17 protein-coding genes and 1 tRNA gene are annotated in these 16080 nt (G+C 57.5%); 2 read left to right on the plus strand and 16 right to left on the minus strand.

The annotated features are described in order from the left end of the window. Positions 1-4 precede the first annotated feature (4 nt). From rffA to JFU04_RS17505, 6 genes are all read right to left on the minus strand, one after another. Positions 5-1132, minus strand: a complete 1128-nt coding sequence (rffA, locus tag JFU04_RS17480; protein WP_201145136.1) for a dTDP-4-amino-4,6-dideoxygalactose transaminase — start codon at positions 1130-1132, stop codon at positions 5-7. Between the two features lie 2 nt (positions 1133-1134). Next, positions 1135-2019, minus strand: a complete 885-nt coding sequence (locus tag JFU04_RS17485; protein WP_201145138.1) for a methionyl-tRNA formyltransferase — start codon at positions 2017-2019, stop codon at positions 1135-1137. Further along, positions 2009-2683, minus strand: coding sequence for a TDP-N-acetylfucosamine:lipid II N-acetylfucosaminyltransferase (locus tag JFU04_RS17490; protein ID WP_242485915.1), 675 nt, complete (start codon positions 2681-2683; stop codon positions 2009-2011). Before JFU04_RS17490 ends, JFU04_RS17485 begins: the two co-directional genes overlap by 11 nt. After that, on the minus strand, positions 2659-3048 hold the full coding sequence (locus tag JFU04_RS17495) for a hypothetical protein (RefSeq protein WP_201145142.1): 390 nt from the start codon (positions 3046-3048) through the stop codon (positions 2659-2661). Before JFU04_RS17495 ends, JFU04_RS17490 begins: the two co-directional genes overlap by 25 nt. A 1533-nt stretch (positions 3049-4581) precedes the next feature. Next, positions 4582-4836 carry a hypothetical protein gene (locus JFU04_RS17500; RefSeq protein ID WP_201145144.1) on the minus strand — a complete coding sequence of 85 codons (255 nt, stop codon included), beginning with the start codon at positions 4834-4836 and terminating at the stop codon, positions 4582-4584. Positions 4837-5363: 527 nt separating this feature from the next. Beyond that, positions 5364-5454 (minus strand) — tRNA-Ser (locus JFU04_RS17505). Between the two features lie 152 nt (positions 5455-5606). On the opposite strand from JFU04_RS17505, the gene JFU04_RS17510 reads away from it, so the two are divergent. Further along, entirely contained in the window at positions 5607-6278 is a 672-nt protein-coding gene (locus tag JFU04_RS17510; RefSeq protein WP_065907428.1) for a Bax inhibitor-1/YccA family protein, read from the plus strand. A 63-nt stretch (positions 6279-6341) separates the two neighbouring features. Here JFU04_RS17510 and murB read toward each other — a convergent pair whose 3' ends face one another. From murB to JFU04_RS17550, 8 genes are all read right to left on the minus strand, one after another. Continuing rightward, entirely contained in the window at positions 6342-7361 is a 1020-nt protein-coding gene (gene murB, locus JFU04_RS17515) for a UDP-N-acetylmuramate dehydrogenase (RefSeq protein WP_120448955.1), read from the minus strand. Further along, positions 7358-7822 (minus strand): low molecular weight protein-tyrosine-phosphatase, encoded by a 465-nt coding sequence (locus tag JFU04_RS17520; protein WP_106803449.1) that lies wholly within the window; start codon positions 7820-7822, stop codon positions 7358-7360. The genes murB and JFU04_RS17520 overlap by 4 nt, the downstream gene beginning before the upstream one ends. After that, positions 7822-8586 carry a 3-deoxy-manno-octulosonate cytidylyltransferase gene (kdsB, locus tag JFU04_RS17525; protein WP_106803448.1) on the minus strand — a complete coding sequence of 255 codons (765 nt, stop codon included), beginning with the start codon at positions 8584-8586 and terminating at the stop codon, positions 7822-7824. The genes JFU04_RS17520 and kdsB overlap by 1 nt, the downstream gene beginning before the upstream one ends. Continuing rightward, on the minus strand, positions 8583-8768 hold the full coding sequence (locus tag JFU04_RS17530; RefSeq protein WP_003174668.1) for a Trm112 family protein: 186 nt from the start codon (positions 8766-8768) through the stop codon (positions 8583-8585). Before JFU04_RS17530 ends, kdsB begins: the two co-directional genes overlap by 4 nt. A 23-nt stretch (positions 8769-8791) precedes the next feature. After that, positions 8792-9802: a tetraacyldisaccharide 4'-kinase gene (lpxK, locus tag JFU04_RS17535; RefSeq protein ID WP_065907436.1), complete on the minus strand. Its 1011-nt coding sequence runs from the start codon at positions 9800-9802 to the stop codon at positions 8792-8794. After that, on the minus strand, positions 9802-10230 hold the full coding sequence (locus tag JFU04_RS17540) for an ExbD/TolR family protein (protein ID WP_065907438.1): 429 nt from the start codon (positions 10228-10230) through the stop codon (positions 9802-9804). The genes lpxK and JFU04_RS17540 overlap by 1 nt, the downstream gene beginning before the upstream one ends. Then, complete coding sequence (locus JFU04_RS17545; RefSeq protein ID WP_065907440.1) at positions 10227-10862, minus strand: MotA/TolQ/ExbB proton channel family protein; 636 nt, start codon at positions 10860-10862, stop codon at positions 10227-10229. Before JFU04_RS17545 ends, JFU04_RS17540 begins: the two co-directional genes overlap by 4 nt. 87 nt (positions 10863-10949) lie before the next feature. Further along, positions 10950-13175 (minus strand): DNA internalization-related competence protein ComEC/Rec2, encoded by a 2226-nt coding sequence (locus JFU04_RS17550; RefSeq protein ID WP_201145146.1) that lies wholly within the window; start codon positions 13173-13175, stop codon positions 10950-10952. A 135-nt stretch (positions 13176-13310) separates the two neighbouring features. Here JFU04_RS17550 and JFU04_RS17555 point away from each other — a divergent pair, with 135 nt between their 5' ends. Continuing rightward, positions 13311-13826 (plus strand): DUF2062 domain-containing protein, encoded by a 516-nt coding sequence (locus JFU04_RS17555; protein ID WP_065907443.1) that lies wholly within the window; start codon positions 13311-13313, stop codon positions 13824-13826. Positions 13827-13828: 2 nt separating this feature from the next. Here the strand turns inward: JFU04_RS17555 and JFU04_RS17560 are convergent, their stop codons facing one another. Next, positions 13829-15199: a sensor histidine kinase gene (locus JFU04_RS17560; protein WP_201145148.1), complete on the minus strand. Its 1371-nt coding sequence runs from the start codon at positions 15197-15199 to the stop codon at positions 13829-13831. After that, entirely contained in the window at positions 15186-15914 is a 729-nt protein-coding gene (locus JFU04_RS17565; RefSeq protein WP_201145150.1) for a response regulator transcription factor, read from the minus strand. Before JFU04_RS17565 ends, JFU04_RS17560 begins: the two co-directional genes overlap by 14 nt. Positions 15915-16080: the final 166 nt, after the last annotated feature.

The raw sequence follows: 16080 nt of genomic DNA on the forward strand, positions 1-16080 counted from the left end.
CCCATTAATAGAATTCTTTTATAGAATTTACTACGTGATCCACTTGGGCCTCTTTCATTCCATACCAAATGGGCAGTCTAATAAGACGTTCACTCTCGGCAGTGGTGTAGTTATCTACACCATGAAATCTACTGTGGAGCTTCCCCGCCAATGATGAGTGTAAAGGAACATAATGAAAAACCGCCATCACTCCACACGTTTTCAAATGATCAAGCATCTGAGTTCGCTGGTTTATATCCTTAAGCTTGAGATAAAACATATGCGCATTGTGCGTTCGATCTTTATGCACTTCAGAAGTCACCAGGATATTCCGGCCCACCAAGGCACTCAAGCCCGAAAAGTACCTATCCCAGATCGCCAGCCTCGACGCATTTATTTCATTTACCTTTTCAAGTTGCCCCCATAAAAAGGCAGCCTGCAAATCGCTCATCAAATAGCTACTACCTATATCCACCCAGCTATACTTATCTACTAATCCTCGAAAAAACTTGCTTCGATCAGTACCTTTTTCTCTAATAATTTCCGAACGCTCTACGAACTGAGCATCGTTAACAATTAGTAACCCACCTTCACCTCCGCTCGTGTAGTTTTTAGTCTCATGAAAACTAAACGCCCCAATATGCCCAATGGTCCCCAAAGCACGACCTTTGTAAGTAGACATCATTCCTTGCGCAGCGTCTTCGACCACGTATATACCGTATCGGTCAGCAATTGACATAATGACGTCCATATCACATGCCACACCCGCATAGTGGACCGGGACGATTACCTTTGTTTGAGCAGTAATTGCAGACTCAATCAACTGCTCATTTATATTCATCGTATCAGGCCGAATATCAACGAATACTATTTTTGCTCCGCGAAGGGCAAAAGCGTTCGCCGTACTAACAAAAGTAAAACTAGGCATAATTACTTCATCACCTGGCCCCACCCCAATAAGAATAGCCGCCATTTCTAATGCATGAGTGCACGAGGGGACAAGTAGTGCTTTGGAGCACTTCAATTCACCCTCAAACCACGCTTGACATTTTTTACTATAAGGACCGTCTCCCGAAATCTTAGAACTTCTCATCGCAGACAGCACATGCTCATCTTCTGAACCCGTATAAGGCGGCACATTAAAATTTATCATACTTAACGAAACCTTGTTCTAAATGGAATATTTTGCAACTCGAGAGACGACCCCGGTAACTCAGCAGAAGTTATTTTCAACAACCCCTCGCCACATATCACAATCGGCAAGCCCTCATCCTTAAAAATAATTTTTCCAACATGACTCTTACGGTCTTCTATATTTACATCTGCGACAGGGCAAGCTTTGAGAATTCGGATAACGCCATTATTGAAATTAGACTTCGCGCCTCGATAGGGCGCTCCAACCGCATCACAGAAGCGCGCAATAAATTCGGCACTTCTCTGCCAATCTATACTATAATCTTCCTCGTCTCGCCACAGGCTATAACTTGCTTCAGACTCTTCCTGAACTATACAATTTTCGTTACCCGAATGAAGCCCTCTGTAAACGTTCAACACCAACTCACTATAAAGAGGAATAATTTTCTCAATCGCCTCAAAAATAGTTATAGGGTAACTAACATCAACTGACGCCGATGCTAATATATCACCAGCATCGTATTTTTCCGACGCTTTAAGCGCCGTTAAGCCAATCTTGGGCTCTCCATTTATTAACATATTCGGCAGAGGCGAGAAACCTCTATACTTAGGCAGTAAAGAGTCGTGAAAAACTACGACTTGTGCCGTTACTGACAATATCCAACGCCACCCTATGCAAAAAATCCAGTCTCCAGAGGGAATATCGCTTGCTTGTCGATCAAAGAATCTAACCCCTGCAGTTAAACATAGATGTTTAATCTCGACATAGAAATCTTTGTCTACATTCTTATCTATAGCTGCGACTACAAAGGCTACTGAGGTGCCACCTTCCACAGCAATGAAATCCTCAAGGACCTTATACCCTTTTTTTCCGAGCAGATAAAAACCCAGACTTTTATCGGCCATCAAAGACACCCTTCCATTGCGAGTAAAGCCTATCAAAGCTGTAAGTTTCCCTGATGATATCAGAGTTATATCTTGCTTCGTCTGGGGTTAGCAAACTCAAGTCAAAATTTTCAACATCGCCAATTATCAGACCCTGGCTTACAAACAAACGCCACGGAGTAACATCACTTCTAATGAATACTTTTTTACCCATACCCAAAAGACTTATCGTATTACCCATCGCTTGCTGCCGACGATGATTAAATATCGCAATATCTACTTTTGATAAGTAACTCATATACTCTTCGAAAGACATTAGCTTTGTCAACGCATGAAAATTCCCACCGAACACTTCAGCACCATAATCTATGACTTGGCGAGCACTTTCTTCATCACCATAGGAAAGTGGCACAAAAACCTCAACTGCACCCTTGTATGCCGAGAGCTTATCTAAAATCTCGAAATGATAGTTACCTGGATCTGCAGAGTTTCCAGCTTGAACACATATAACTTCAGATCCTTTTTCGCTAACCACATCTCCTACAAATACGTTACTTGGATACATTACACATTCATGATAAGCGGCTTTTGCACCATACCACTTCACTGCAAGCTCATAATCACCAGGAATATAAGTGACAATATGAGCTAACGACCTAATCACTGGACGCCGGAAAAACTCCATAACAGTCCATTTTCTATTTCTAGGCTCGTTGTATTGATATAGATCCCCCCCCAGATCACCCAATAGGTTTTTTTACATAACCCTCGAAAAAAGAAAAGCATAATAGCAATCCTAATGTCCGACATTCCGTGAAGAACGATCTTTTCGGCAATCAATCCTTTGAAGAGAAAATTAAAGAACCACGCCAGACCGCCAACGGTTGAACTCTTTAAATTCACACCTAAATTGCCAGGACGCCCTACATCCCTAATCAGTATTTCATGCTCACTCACATCAAACTTTTCTTGGATAAACTTAAAATACCTTTCCGTAATTAAGTCAGGCTGAGTAATGTGCAAAACTTTAATATGCTTGGCGAGCAGCATTTGACCTCATCCTTACCACGTTTTTCTTCCAAACGCAGGAACACTATAAAAATTTTCAATCAAAAATACGATGGCGCTCTATTTTATAGCAATTGATTCAAAAAAACAGCCAAAAACCAGCAAAGTGCCATCACTAAAAACCGCCAGATAGACCGCTTTGTGTGAATTTTCTGTCAGCCTCCCCCCCCCCCATTTTTGAACGTTTGGAATCAAACGCATCGACACGTTACAGATGAGGAGTATTTTTCTTGAAATCAGAGCTTCCACTACCAAGACACATTTTCCGAAACATCTCTCACATAGGCCTAACAGGCCGAAGAGCGCCAATCTTCCACACTGCTACCTTTTTGTGACCGATGGTCTGGCTCAGCCCACGACCGCGAGCTGGCCGTCACCTTGTGCGGCCAGAGTATTCCCGCTATTACAGCTCGAAGACTATGAGCTCCTTAGATTTCTGCTTTTACTTACTGGCCTCGTTGGCCTTACCCTTCTTCCCTGCGCTGCATTAGCGGTTGTGCACTGGCCAGGCTGGGTGAACACCTGCGCCACAGAGTCCACCAACCCCATCTTGAAGCCGAGGGCGTTGACCTGCGGCTCGGCAAATAAATCTATACGTTCTACCATCTCCAGCCGAACCTCGGCATCGGCCCCATTGAAAGCCGGGCCTGGGCGGCCTGCTCAGCCGAAGATTGGTTCAGATGGATATGCCGATCGTTATGAACCCGCGACAAACCTGTAGGTAAATATCGTTGTCCAAGGTCAGGTTGGCCGACTCGCCGGTTTTCTTGCCCTGGCACTTCGCCTATACAGCCTTCTGGTTGGAGCGGTCGGCGAAGCGAAATTTCCAGCAGCCGACGTCACTGCATCGAATGTAATCGCCGGTAGACTCTTGCGACTGGCCGCCCGCCCTTTCTGGCGCGGTGGCACCAGAAAATTGCTATCGGACCATGGCCGTGCAGTCGTGATCCTTGGCAAGCCGCAGAATGAAGTTGTAGTCCGACTCGTTCATCTAATCAGTCCTGGTTACAGCCGTGGCGAACGCGCCTTCAAACTTTAAGTCATTGCGTACGGCAATAACGCCGATGGTCTTGATCAGCTACACATTTCCCCAACTGCCACTGCGGGTGGTTTTGTCACTGCGCGCATGTCGCTGGCCTTGCCGGGGATTAGCAGAGTGTCGGGCGGGCCAGATACTTCGATTGGGACTCGTCCAACTCTATTCAAGGCTTGTCGAGGGTACGCAGCAAAACAGACACTTGTTGATCAGCGCTGTGATGTCCGATCCATCGGCGAAGGTTCTGAAACAGGTTTCAAAAATGAATACCTCATAAACGCAAAAACCCCGCAAAGGCGGGGCTCGATCTGCAGCGAATGACTTAGAAGGATTCGATCGGTTTGCTCGCAGCTTCGGTTATTTTTTTGCTTCGAGCTTTGGGAAATTTAACTTGATCTCTAGAGCCGCACCTGGTCCCTCGCCAGTGTGAACAATCTCCGCAGCCCGCACGTTATCGGCTAGCGCGATGAGCTGACTTGTCATGTGTGGGAACCTTTTATTTTAGTCAACATCTTCCAAAAACGTGTAATCACCGTACCGCTGTTGATGGCCTTACTCTCGTAATTTGAAAGCTTTGACGCAAGATCCTCTCGACTCTTGACATTCGCCGTAGCTTGAATGACATCGAACAGTGACTTGTCATCTGAAACCGCCGAAAGCTTAAAGGTCTTTGCAATCGCCCCGATAGCCCTGGCGTCCCGATCAGAATCGAAAGGGCTGATCAACAAAACCATAATCAGCTTCGAACCGGAAAAATAAGAGCTGCCGTGAACTTATGCCCGATGAAATCCACGTCTTCAGGCAGCGCGCAACTCCTCCTAGGTCCTCGGAACAGTCGTAATAACCCTGCGCTTCTTTGAAAGTGGATAACGGCGCGCCGTAGGCATAGTTTTGAAAAGATTGTCGGCGGCTAACGCGCTCCAAGAACTGAATAGGAGCCCCATGCCCAGCAGGGTACCCGCCATCAATATTTCCTCATCAGATCACTTCCCTATGAGGAACTGCAACCGTCAGTGGCCGGATGCTACCAATCTTATCAATCAGTTGTCTTGCCCAATATGGGTGTCCGTAATACTGCTAACACAACGTACTGGCCAGGCTCGGGCTGACCGTGCCGGAGAATGGATCGATTTACAGGAGCAGCAGAGCAACCACTGGACCCTAACCATAGGCAAAGTTTGGGCCACCTGTGACAACCCGCCTTTCTACCCAACTCCTAGAAACACAAAAGCCCAGCATTGCGGGGCTTTCGTTTGAATCTTGGCGGGAAACCAGGGATTCGAACCCTGGAGACGCTATTAACGTCCGCCGGTTTTCAAGACCGGTGCATTCAACCACTCTGCCAATTTCCCTTGTGCATCACAGGATTATAGTAGCCTATCCCGTCTCAGCGGGCGCCATAATACCCGAATGAAACACACTGTCAAACTCTCGCCATCGCTTGTTACAGAGCGTCTGTTATGATCTTTGCGACTGAACGTTTCAAAACCGAAGGAGTGTCGCCATGCGCGAACAGAATTACGCAGTGAATGGTAACGCGCAGGCTGAGCAGCTTGAAGTCAGCCGCGTGTTGCGCAACACCTATGGCTTGCTTGCCCTCACCCTCGCCTTCAGCGGCGTGATGGCGTTCGTGGCCCAACAGATGCGCGTCGGCTACCCGAACATCTTTGTCGTGCTGATCGGCTTCTACGGTCTGTTCTTCCTGACCAACAAGCTGCGTGACTCGGCCTGGGGCCTGGTGTCGGCGTTTGCCTTGACCGGTTTCATGGGCTTTATCCTCGGCCCGATCCTCAACCGTTACCTCGGCATGGCCGGCGGCGCGGAAGTGGTCAGCTCGGCGTTTGCCATGACGGCCCTGGTGTTTGGTGGTCTGTCGGCCTACGTGCTGATTACCCGCAAGGACATGAGCTTCCTGGGTGGCTTCATCACCGCGGGCTTCTTCGTGCTGCTGGCGGCCGTGCTCGCCAGCATGTTCTTCCAGATCAGCGGCCTGCAACTGGCGATCAGCGCAGGTTTTGTGCTGTTCTCCTCGGTGTGCATCCTGTTCCAGACCAGTGCCATCATCCACGGCGGTGAGCGCAACTACATCATGGCGACCATCAGCCTGTATGTGTCGATCTACAACCTGTTTATCAGCCTGTTGCAGATCTTCGGCATCATGAGCCGCGATGACTGATTCATCCGCGCAATAAAAAATGCCCCGTATCGAAAGATACGGGGCATTTTTGTTTTCAGCGGTTCAGTACTGGTTGGGTTCCATTTCCAGGTCGACCTTGAATCGCTCGGCGATGTCCTGCTGGATACGCCTGGCCAGGTTGGCAATGTCGTGCCCTGACGCAGCGCCATAGTTGACCAGCACCAGCGCCTGCAACTTGTGCACGCCCGCATCGCCTTCGCGAAAGCCCTTCCAGCCTGCCTTGTCGATCAGCCAGCCGGCGGCGAGTTTCATCTGCCCATCGGCCTGGGGATACGCCACCAGGTCCGGATACAGCTCCTGCAGTTGCGCAGCCAGCGCCTGGGACACCAACGGGTTCTTGAAGAAGCTGCCGGCATTGCCAAGCTCCGCCGGGTCCGGCAGTTTCTCGCGACGAATGCTGCAGATTGCCCGACTGACATCACTTGGCGTCGCCTCGGTGATGCCCTGCCCGGCCAGGCGCTGCTGCACCGGGCCGTAGTCGAGCTTGAGGTGGCTGGCGCGACTCAGGGCAAAGCGCACCCGCAGGATCAGCCAGCGCCCGGTCTCGTGCTTGAACAGGCTGTCGCGGTAGGCAAAGTTGCACTCTGGCAGGCTGAAATCGCGCAGCTCGCCCGTGTGCCGGTCCAGGGCAGTCAGGCCGGCGAATACGTCCTTGATCTCTACACCGTAGGCACCGATGTTCTGCATGGGGGCAGCGCCCACCGTACCAGGGATCAGGCTGAGGTTTTCCAGACCGCAGAAGCCCTGCGCCAGGGTCCACAGCACGAACGGGTGCCAGGCTTCGCCCGCTTCGGCTTCAACCACCACCTGCACGCCGTCATCGCTGAGCACGCGGATGCCTTGGGTTGCCATACGCAGGACCAGTGCAGGAATATCCTGGGTCAGCAGCAGGTTGCTGCCGCCACCGATGACCAGCACCGGCAATGCCTTTGCGGCGCCGTAGGCCAGGGCCTCGCGCACGTCGTCATCGCTGTGCGCTTCGGCGAACAGTTGGGCACGCACATCGATGCCAAAGCTGTTGAATGGCTTGAGCGATACCTGCGAAAGCACCTGCAAGGTCATAACCGCCCCTTCAATTCGATCACCAATAAGTCACAGGCGCGCTCGATCAGGTCCAGCACCCGCTCGAAGCCTTGTTCGCCTTCGTAGTAAGGGTCCGGCACTTCGTCGACTTCAGCCTCAAAGCGGCGCAGGAACAGGTCCAGCTCGGCCTTGCCCTGCGCTGGCTGCAGGGCCTTGAGGTTGCGCAGGTTGCTGTTGTCCATCGCGAGGATCAGGTCATAGCGCGCAAAGTCGGCACGTGATACCTGCTGGGCACGTTGCGCCGACAGGTCGTAGCCGCGAACCAACGCTGCACGCTGGCTGCGCTGGTCGGGCGGGTTGCCGATATGCCATTCACCGGTACCGGCCGAGGCCACTTCCACCTGCCCCGCCAGCCCGGCTTCGCGCAATTTATGGCGCAGCACACCTTCGGCAGTCGGCGAGCGGCAGATATTGCCCAGGCAGACAAACAGAACTTCCATCAAGCCCCCAGCAGGCGCCGGACGCGCTCAAGGTCTTCCGGGGTATCGACGCCGGCAGGAGGCGCTTCCAGGGCATCGCCCACGTGGATACGCACGCCGTGCCACAGGGCACGCAGTTGTTCCAGCGATTCGGTGTTTTCCAGCCAGCACGGGCCCCAGCTGACGAAGTCATGCAGGAAGCCGGCGCGATAGGCGTAGATGCCGATATGGCGGCGATACGGCACGCCTTGCGGCAACACGTCAGGCTGCTTGGCAAAGGCATCGCGGGCCCACGGCAAGGTCGAACGGCTGAACGTCAGCGCCAGGCCATTGATGTCACTGACCACCTTGACCACATTGGGGTTGAACAGTGTGTCGATGTCTTCGATCGGCTCCGCCAGCGTGGCCATGCGCGCTTCGCCATGGGCGGCCAGGTTGGCGGCCACCTGATCGATCACGCTCGGCGGGATCAGCGGCTCGTCCCCCTGCACGTTGACCACGATCGCATCCGGGGCCAGGCCCAGCTGGGTGGCCACTTCAGCCAGGCGGTCGGTGCCGGAGTTGTGGTCTTCGCGGGTCAGCACCGCTTCGGCGCCGAAACCTTTGCAGGCGTCGATGATGCGTGGATCATCGGTAGCCACCACCACGCGCTCGGCGCTGCTCTTGCAGGCCTGTTCCCACACCAGCTGGATCATCGGCTTGTGGCCGATCAGTTGCAGCGGTTTGCCCGGAAGCCGGGTCGAGGCGTAGCGCGACGGAATGACAACGGTAAAGGCTGTGGTCATTTATCCAGGCGCTCGTCGGTGGTCAGGGTGCGGGCTTCGCTTTCCAGCATCACCGGGATGCCATCACGGATCGGGTAAGCCAGGCCGGCGCCTTTGCTGATCAGCTCGGTTTTGTCGGCGCTGAGCTTGAGCGGGCCTTTGCAGATCGGGCAAGCGAGGATGTCGAGCAATTTGGTGTCCATGAGTGTTTCCTGGATAGCAGCGTTTAAGGCAAGAGACGAGCGGGCAGCAGACGCATCAACTGCGTGTCGAACCAGGCGACGAACGCTGGCGACGGCACGGCATCCACTGCAAGGTACCACCAGTCTGGCCGGGCAAAGGCGCGGCACTTCACCGCGTCCTTCTCGGTCATGACCAGCGGCAATGACGGCGTAAAGTTCAGGACCTCGGCGCTGTAGGGCGCGTGGTCGGCAAAAGCATGGGGTATTGGTTGCCAGTGTAGCGTTTCAAGGGTATTGAAGAAACGTTGCGGGTTGCCGATGCCGGCGACCGCGTGCACCTGCTGGCCCGCCGGGAAGTAATCGACCGGCTGGCGCTCGCCGCTCTGCAGGTTGACCAATGCGCTGGGTTGCAGGCGAAAGGCGAAGCCGTCCTCACGGTCCGAGACGGCGCCGTTGTACAGCAACGCATCGACACTCTGCAGGCGCTCCACCGGCTCGCGCAACGGTCCGGCCGGCAGGCAGCGGCGATTGCCCAGGCCACGGGCGGCGTCGATCAGTACCAGTTCCAGGTCACGGGCCAGGCGGTAATGCTGCAGGCCGTCGTCGGAGAGGATCAGGTCCAGGGTTTCACTCGCCAGCAAGGCCCGGACCGCGCGACTGCGGTCGGGGTCAATCATCAACGGGACACCGCAGCGCTGCACGATCAACAGCGGCTCATCACCTGCCACGTCGGCGCTGTGACTGGCCTCGACCCGCCACGGCAGCTGCGGCGGCTTGGCACCATACCCCCGACTGACCACGCCAACGCGCAAACCGCTGCGCCGGCAGTGTTCGATCAGCCACAGGATCAACGGCGTCTTGCCGGTGCCACCCACGGTGATATTGCCCACCACCACCACCGGCACAGGCGACTGGTAGATCTCGCCCTCGCCCGCCAGGAATCGCGCACGCTTGCGCTGCACCACGCGGCGATACAGGGATTCCAGCGGCCGCAACAGGGCGAGCGCCGGATGGCCGGTGTACCAGGCCTTGAGCAAACGATCGGACATGGCCATCAGGGTTGGCTCGCCGCCTCGACAGTGGTCATGCGCAGATGGCTGAAGCCGAGCTTGCCGGCCGCGTCCATGGCGGTGATCACGGCCTGGTGCTGGGTCTTGCCGTCTGCACTGATCGACAGCGGCATCTTGGTATCACCGCCGGATTCCTTCTGCAGCGCGTCCATCAGGCTGTTGAGGTCGTTTTTCTCGAGCAACTGGTTATTCACCGAGAACACCCCGTCGGCGCTGATGGCGATGTCGAGTTGCTTGACTTGCTGGTCTTCGGCCGGCGAACCGCTCACGGCTTCCGGCAGGTCGACACGCAGCTGGGTTTGCCGGGTGAACGTGGTGGTGACGACAAAAAACAGCAGCAGGATGAACACCACGTCGATCAGCGACGCGAGGTTGATATCGACATTTTCCCGTTGCTTGCGGCGAAATTTCACGCTCTGCCCTCGACCAGGTCCACATCACGGTCGCCCTGCACCACTTCCACCAACTTGATGGCTTCCTGCTCCATGCCAACCACCAGTTCATCGATGCGGCGTTGCAGGAAGCGATGGAAGAACACCGAAGGAATACCGACCATCAGGCCTGCGGCCGTGGTGATCAAGGCCTTGGAAATACCACCGGCCAGCACCGCGGCGTTGGTGGTCATGCCCGAGCCCATGAACGAGCTGAAAATATCGATCATGCCCAATACCGTGCCCAGCAGCCCCAGCAACGGCGCCATGGCGGCGATGGTACCGAGGGCGTTGATATAGCGTTCCAGTTCATGGATGACGCGGGCCGCGGCTTCCTCGATGCACTCTTTCATGATCTCGCGACCATGCTTGGAGTTGGCCAGGCCCGCGGCGAGGATTTCACCCAGCGGCGAGTTGGCCCGCAGCTCCTTGAGCTTGTCCTTGTCCAACTGTTTGTTCTTGATCCAGCCCCAGACCTGCCCCAGCAGATGCTCGGGGGTGACGCGACTGGCACGCAGGGTCCACAGGCGTTCGGCGACGATGCCGAGTGCGGCGATGGAACTCATGATGATCGGCAACATCATCCAGCCGCCGGATTTGACCAATTCCCACACAGTGAATGTCCCCTCGAAAAAGTGCGCCACTTTACCATATAGGTTCGCCGGCGGGGTCCGCCGGCCATGCAGCGGTCGACGGTACGATCAGGGTAACCACTCGCGCCAGAACCGGCGTTGACTGCGCGCAACAACCGGTGCTGCAAAGGCCCCCAGCTGCAGGCGCACGGCCCCCTGCTCGGCACTGTCGTAGACCTGGCTGCCCAGCGCCTGATAGCGCTGCAGCACCTGCGGATGGGGATGGCCGAACGCGTTGCCACGCCCCCGCGATATCAGCACCGAACCGGGTGCCAATCGTTGCAGGAAGGCCTTCGAAGACGAACTGCGGCTGCCATGGTGGGGCGCTTGCAGCCAATCGGTCGGCACGGCCAGCGGCGAAGCCAGGAAAGCCTGTTCGGCGGCGCGATCAATGTCGCCGGTGAGCAACAGGCGCTCGCCATTCGCCTGCACCTGCAACACGCAGGACTTCGCGTTACCGTTGTCGGCGCCTGGCCATTGCCACAGCTCGAATGAAACACCGTCCCACTGCCATTGTTCACCGCTGACGCAAGGCTGGGTGCCGAGGAACGCCGGCAGGCCTTCGACTTCACCGCCCACTACACGCTGGATCGGCATGCCCCCGGCAATCGCCGCCGCGCCGCCCGCGTGATCCGCATCGGCATGGCTGAGCAACATCATGTCGAGCCTGTCGACCCCGAACTTTCGCAGCGACGGCAGCACCACCCGCGCGCCGAGGTCAAATGTTCCGGTACGCGGGCCGGCATCGTAGAGCAAGGTGTGATGGCGGGTTCGCAGGATCAGGGATTGCCCCTGCCCGACATCCAGCTGAACCACGTCCACCTGCCCATGGGGCACCCGCTCCTGCGGCGGAAAGACGGCAAGCAGCAGCATCGGCAACCCCAGCAGGCGCAACGGCACACCGTTGGGCAACAACAGCAGCACCGTGCCCAGCAGGCTCAACCACCAGTAACCCAGCGGCACCTCGGCCGGGACCCACGCCGGCTGCAGTCCGGCGAGCCAGGCCAGGCCCTCGAACAGCCCGGCCAATGCACCGCCGGCCAGCCACAACAGGCTCTCCCCCAACCACGGCAACGGCAGCAAGGCCGTCCCCAGCAAGGCCAGCGGCAATACCACCAGGCTGATCCAGGGCACCGCCACCAGATTGGCCAACGGTGCACTCAGGCTGATCGGCAACCCCAGCACCAGCAATACCGGAAACAGGCCGATGGCGATCAGCCACTGCGGTCGGGTCCATGCCTGCCACACACTCCAGGGTCCCAGCCGCCCGGCGAAGGCCAGGATCAGCACCGCCACAGCGGCAAAGGACAACCAGAAGCCTGGCTGCAAACTGGCCAATGGCTCCAGGATCAGCACGCCATTAAGCGCCAGCAACAATGGCCACCACACCCCCAGGTGACGAAAGCGCAAACGCCACACCAGCACCAATCCGACCATCACACACGCACGCTGGACCGGCACGCCGAACCCTGCCAGCAGGCCGTACCCCAGGGCTGCGCCGAATGCCAGGCCGCACGCCCATGGCAGCCACGGCCAGGTGCGCGGCCAGCACCCGTAGCGCGCCAACCCGGCGATCAGTCCGTAGACCAGCCCCGTCAGCAGGCCGATATGCTGGCCGGAAATCACCAGCAGGTGCACGGTGCCGGTAGCCTGCAAGACCTGCCAATCTTCGGCCGCCAACCCCGAACCGTCGCCCAACACCAACGCAGCCAGGCCCGCCTCGCGACCTTGGGCATCCACCGCCATCAGGCGTTGGCGCACGCTGTCGCGCCAGGCATTGCGCGCCGGCGCCAGGCGCTCGCCGTCCTTCACCGACGCGGTGGCACCGATGCGCTGGGCCAACAGCCAGGCCTCTTGATCGAACCCGTGAAAATTCAGCAGGCCCGAGGGCCGCTTGAGGCTGACTGCCAGGCGCCAGCGCTCGCCACTGCGCACCTCGGGCCCGCCCCGCCAGGACACGCGGATACGCTTGGGCAGCCGCGCCTTTCGCGAGCGGCTGTCGGTCAGTTCAAAACGTACGCCCTCGCCGGTTCGTTGCGGTAACCCGGTGACCCGCCCTTCGACCCAGCGGGTCTGGCCGTCCAGCGCCGGGTCGAGACGATCATCCAGGGCCGATTGCGCGCTGAGGCAAGCCCAGCTCAAACCGAACAGCAAGAACGCCAGCGGGTAGGTGCGAAACGGCAACAGCATCAGCGCCACCACCAGCAGCATCACCAGCCATCCCGTCGACGGCAGCACCGGCAACCAACGCAAGGCCAGCAACCCCAGCGCCAGCGCAAACATCCCTGTCTTCATGAATCATCCTTTGCAAGTGATCCACTCAGTCTTAGCGGGTTGCCGGGCAGCGCCTATGATGTTTTGTCACAAAGTCTGAATTTTCTGTTTATAGAATGCGGGCATACTTGCCCCTCGAACTGACCTGGACCCCTTATGCCCCGGCGCTTATTCAAACGGTACATGCCCGACCCGACCAGTATCAGGGAACACAAGTCATTACAGTTTCTCGGCACGCTGCTGCATGACCCGAACCTCTGGCACCTGAACCGGCACTCGGTGGCCCGGGCCATGGCGGTCGGCCTGTTCGCGGCCTTTATCCCGATCCCGTTGCAGATGCTGCTCGCGGCCATCCTGGCGATTACGGTGCGCGGCAATATGCCCATCGCGGTCAGCCTGGTGTGGCTGACCAACCCGATCACCATGCCGGTGGTGTTTATCTGCACCTACCTGACCGGCGCGTGGCTGATGAATGTACCGCCACGCAGCCTGCCCGATGACCTCACCTGGGAATGGATCAGCAGCCAACTGAGTACCTTGTGGCAGCCCTTCCTGCTGGGTTCGGTGGTATTGGGGCTGGTGTTGGGGGCGCTGGCCTATTGCCTGACCATGCTCTATTGGCGCTGGTGGGTGGCGCACCAATGGAAGAAACGCAAACAGCGTCGCGCGTGAAGTTAGCGCGCCCGCAGACGCAGGTGCACGCGCAGGCCGCTGCCGGTGTTTTCCGCCCACAGGCTGCCTTCCTGGCGCTGCACGGCGTTGCGCGCGATGCTCAAGCCCAGGCCGAAGCCACCGTCGCCGGGGCGTGAACCGTCCAGGCGGGTAAAGGGCGCGAAGATTCGCTCCAGGTCCTGCTCGTCGATCCCCCCGCCCTGATCTTCCAGCCAAAGGTGCCAGTACTCGCCATCACGCTGCCCGTCCAGGCTGACAATACCGTCCACTGGCGAATGCCGGATGGCATTGCGCAGGATATTTTCCAGGGCCTGGGCCAGGGTATTCAGGTTGCCACGCACCCAGCAATCGGCGCCCAGCAGGCACGGCAGGCGCGACGGCGACCAGTCACTTTCAAAGCACGCGTTTTCGCGCAGCATGTCCCACAGCGCCTGGAGCTGGATGTCTTCCTGCGGCAACGGCGCCCGCTCGGTGTCCAGCCAGGCCAGTTGCAGGCTGTCTTCCACCAGGCGCTGCATCGCGTCAATCTCGCGGCCGAGTCGCTCGCGCAGTTGCGCCAGGTCCTGCTCACTGTCACAGGCCACGCGCAGGCGGCTTAACGGGGTGCGCAGTTCATGGGACATGTCTCGCAGCAATTGCTGCTGCAGTAGCACGGTCCCTTGCAGGCGCTCGGACATCTGGTCGAAAGCCCGGCCCAGCTCGCCCAGTTCATCCTGACGGCTGGTGGCCGCGTGGGACAGCCGCGTATTCAACTGATCGGCACGCCAGGCATTGGCCTGCTCGCGCAGTTGGTTGAGCGGCATGATCAGCAGCCGGTACAAGCCCACACACAGCAGCAAGGTAAACAGGCCGGGGATCACGCCGTTGGTCACCACCCGCCAGAACAGTTGATAACGCCCCGGCATGAAGCGCTGCGGCAACTCGATCACCAGTGAGCCCGCGTTGGGGTCCACGGGGAATGGGATTTTCAACCACGGCAGGCCTTTGACATGCCGGCTGACCGGCCATTCCAGGCCACGCAGGAAAGTCAGGCGCTGGCTTTCCTTGACCGCCAGCGGCGTACTGCTCAGCGATTGCAAGTCGTTGCCGATCACACCGATCCAGGTCGACTCGCGCTTGGCCATGACCTGCAACCACGCGTCCACTCCGGCACGTCCCTGGGTACTCCAGGCCAGCTCGGCGCCTGCCGCGTAGCCCTTGAGAATTTCGCGGGGTTCCTCGGCCAGATAGGCGTTCTGCTCTTCCATATAGCGCCCCCAGGACCAACTGAGCCAGATCATCAGCAGACAGAAGGCGATCAGCAGGCAAGCCAGCTTCCAGAATAACGAGTGCTTGCCCGGCAACCGCTTCAACGGACGATCAAAGTCCGTCATCAAGAGCACTCAGCACATAACCCTTGCCCCACACCGTGCGCACTTCGCGCTCGGCATAGCCGATGGCCTTGAGCTTGCGGCGGATCTGGCTGATATGCATATCGAGGCTGCGGTCGTGAGGCGCATAGCCACGTTGCAGCACATGCTGGTAGAGGAAGGCCTTGCTGAGCACTTCGTCGCCATTGCGGTGCAGGGTTTCGAGCAGGCGGTATTCGCTGCGGGTCAGCCCGGCCCAGTGTTGCTGGTAGAAGACGTCGCACAGTTCATCGTCAAAACGCAGCGTGCGTGCATCATCGCGCGCCAGGGTGAGGCTCGGCAGCGGGCGCCGATCCAAGGCCACTCGGCGCAGGATGGCTTCGATGCGCACGCGCAACTCGATCATGCTGAACGGCTTGGGCAAGTAATCGTCGGCGCCCAGGCGAAAACCACTGACGCGGTCGGCTTCGGCGCCCAGGGCCGACATCAGGATCACCGGGATCGAATGGCTCTGGCGCAGGTGGGTCAGGATCGACAGGCCATCCAGCCCCGGCAGCAGGATATCCATCAACACCACGTCGAACGCCTGGTCGCGGGCCATCTGCAGGCCTTGCTGGCCGTTCTGGCACCAGGTGACCTGGAAACCACAGCGGCCCAGGTGCTCATGCACGTAGGCGCCGAGCACGGGATCGTCTTCGATGGTCAGGATACTGGGTAGGCCAACTGCTGCGGGATTCATTAGCGTCTGCAAGTCATTCTCAATGACTGATTATTCAAGATTACCCCGCGCCAGGCAATCGCCACCCGGCGCCAAATGGCGCGTAGATTGCCGTATGTCATTAATTTGCAGGATTCCTCGCCGTGCAAATGGCTACACTGCGCAGGTGGTGCGGGCCGGATGCCCG

Origin of the sequence: Pseudomonas sp. TH21 (genome assembly GCF_016651025.1) — a bacterium.
Taxonomy (GTDB): Bacteria; Pseudomonadota; Gammaproteobacteria; order Pseudomonadales; family Pseudomonadaceae; genus Aquipseudomonas; species Aquipseudomonas aylmerensis.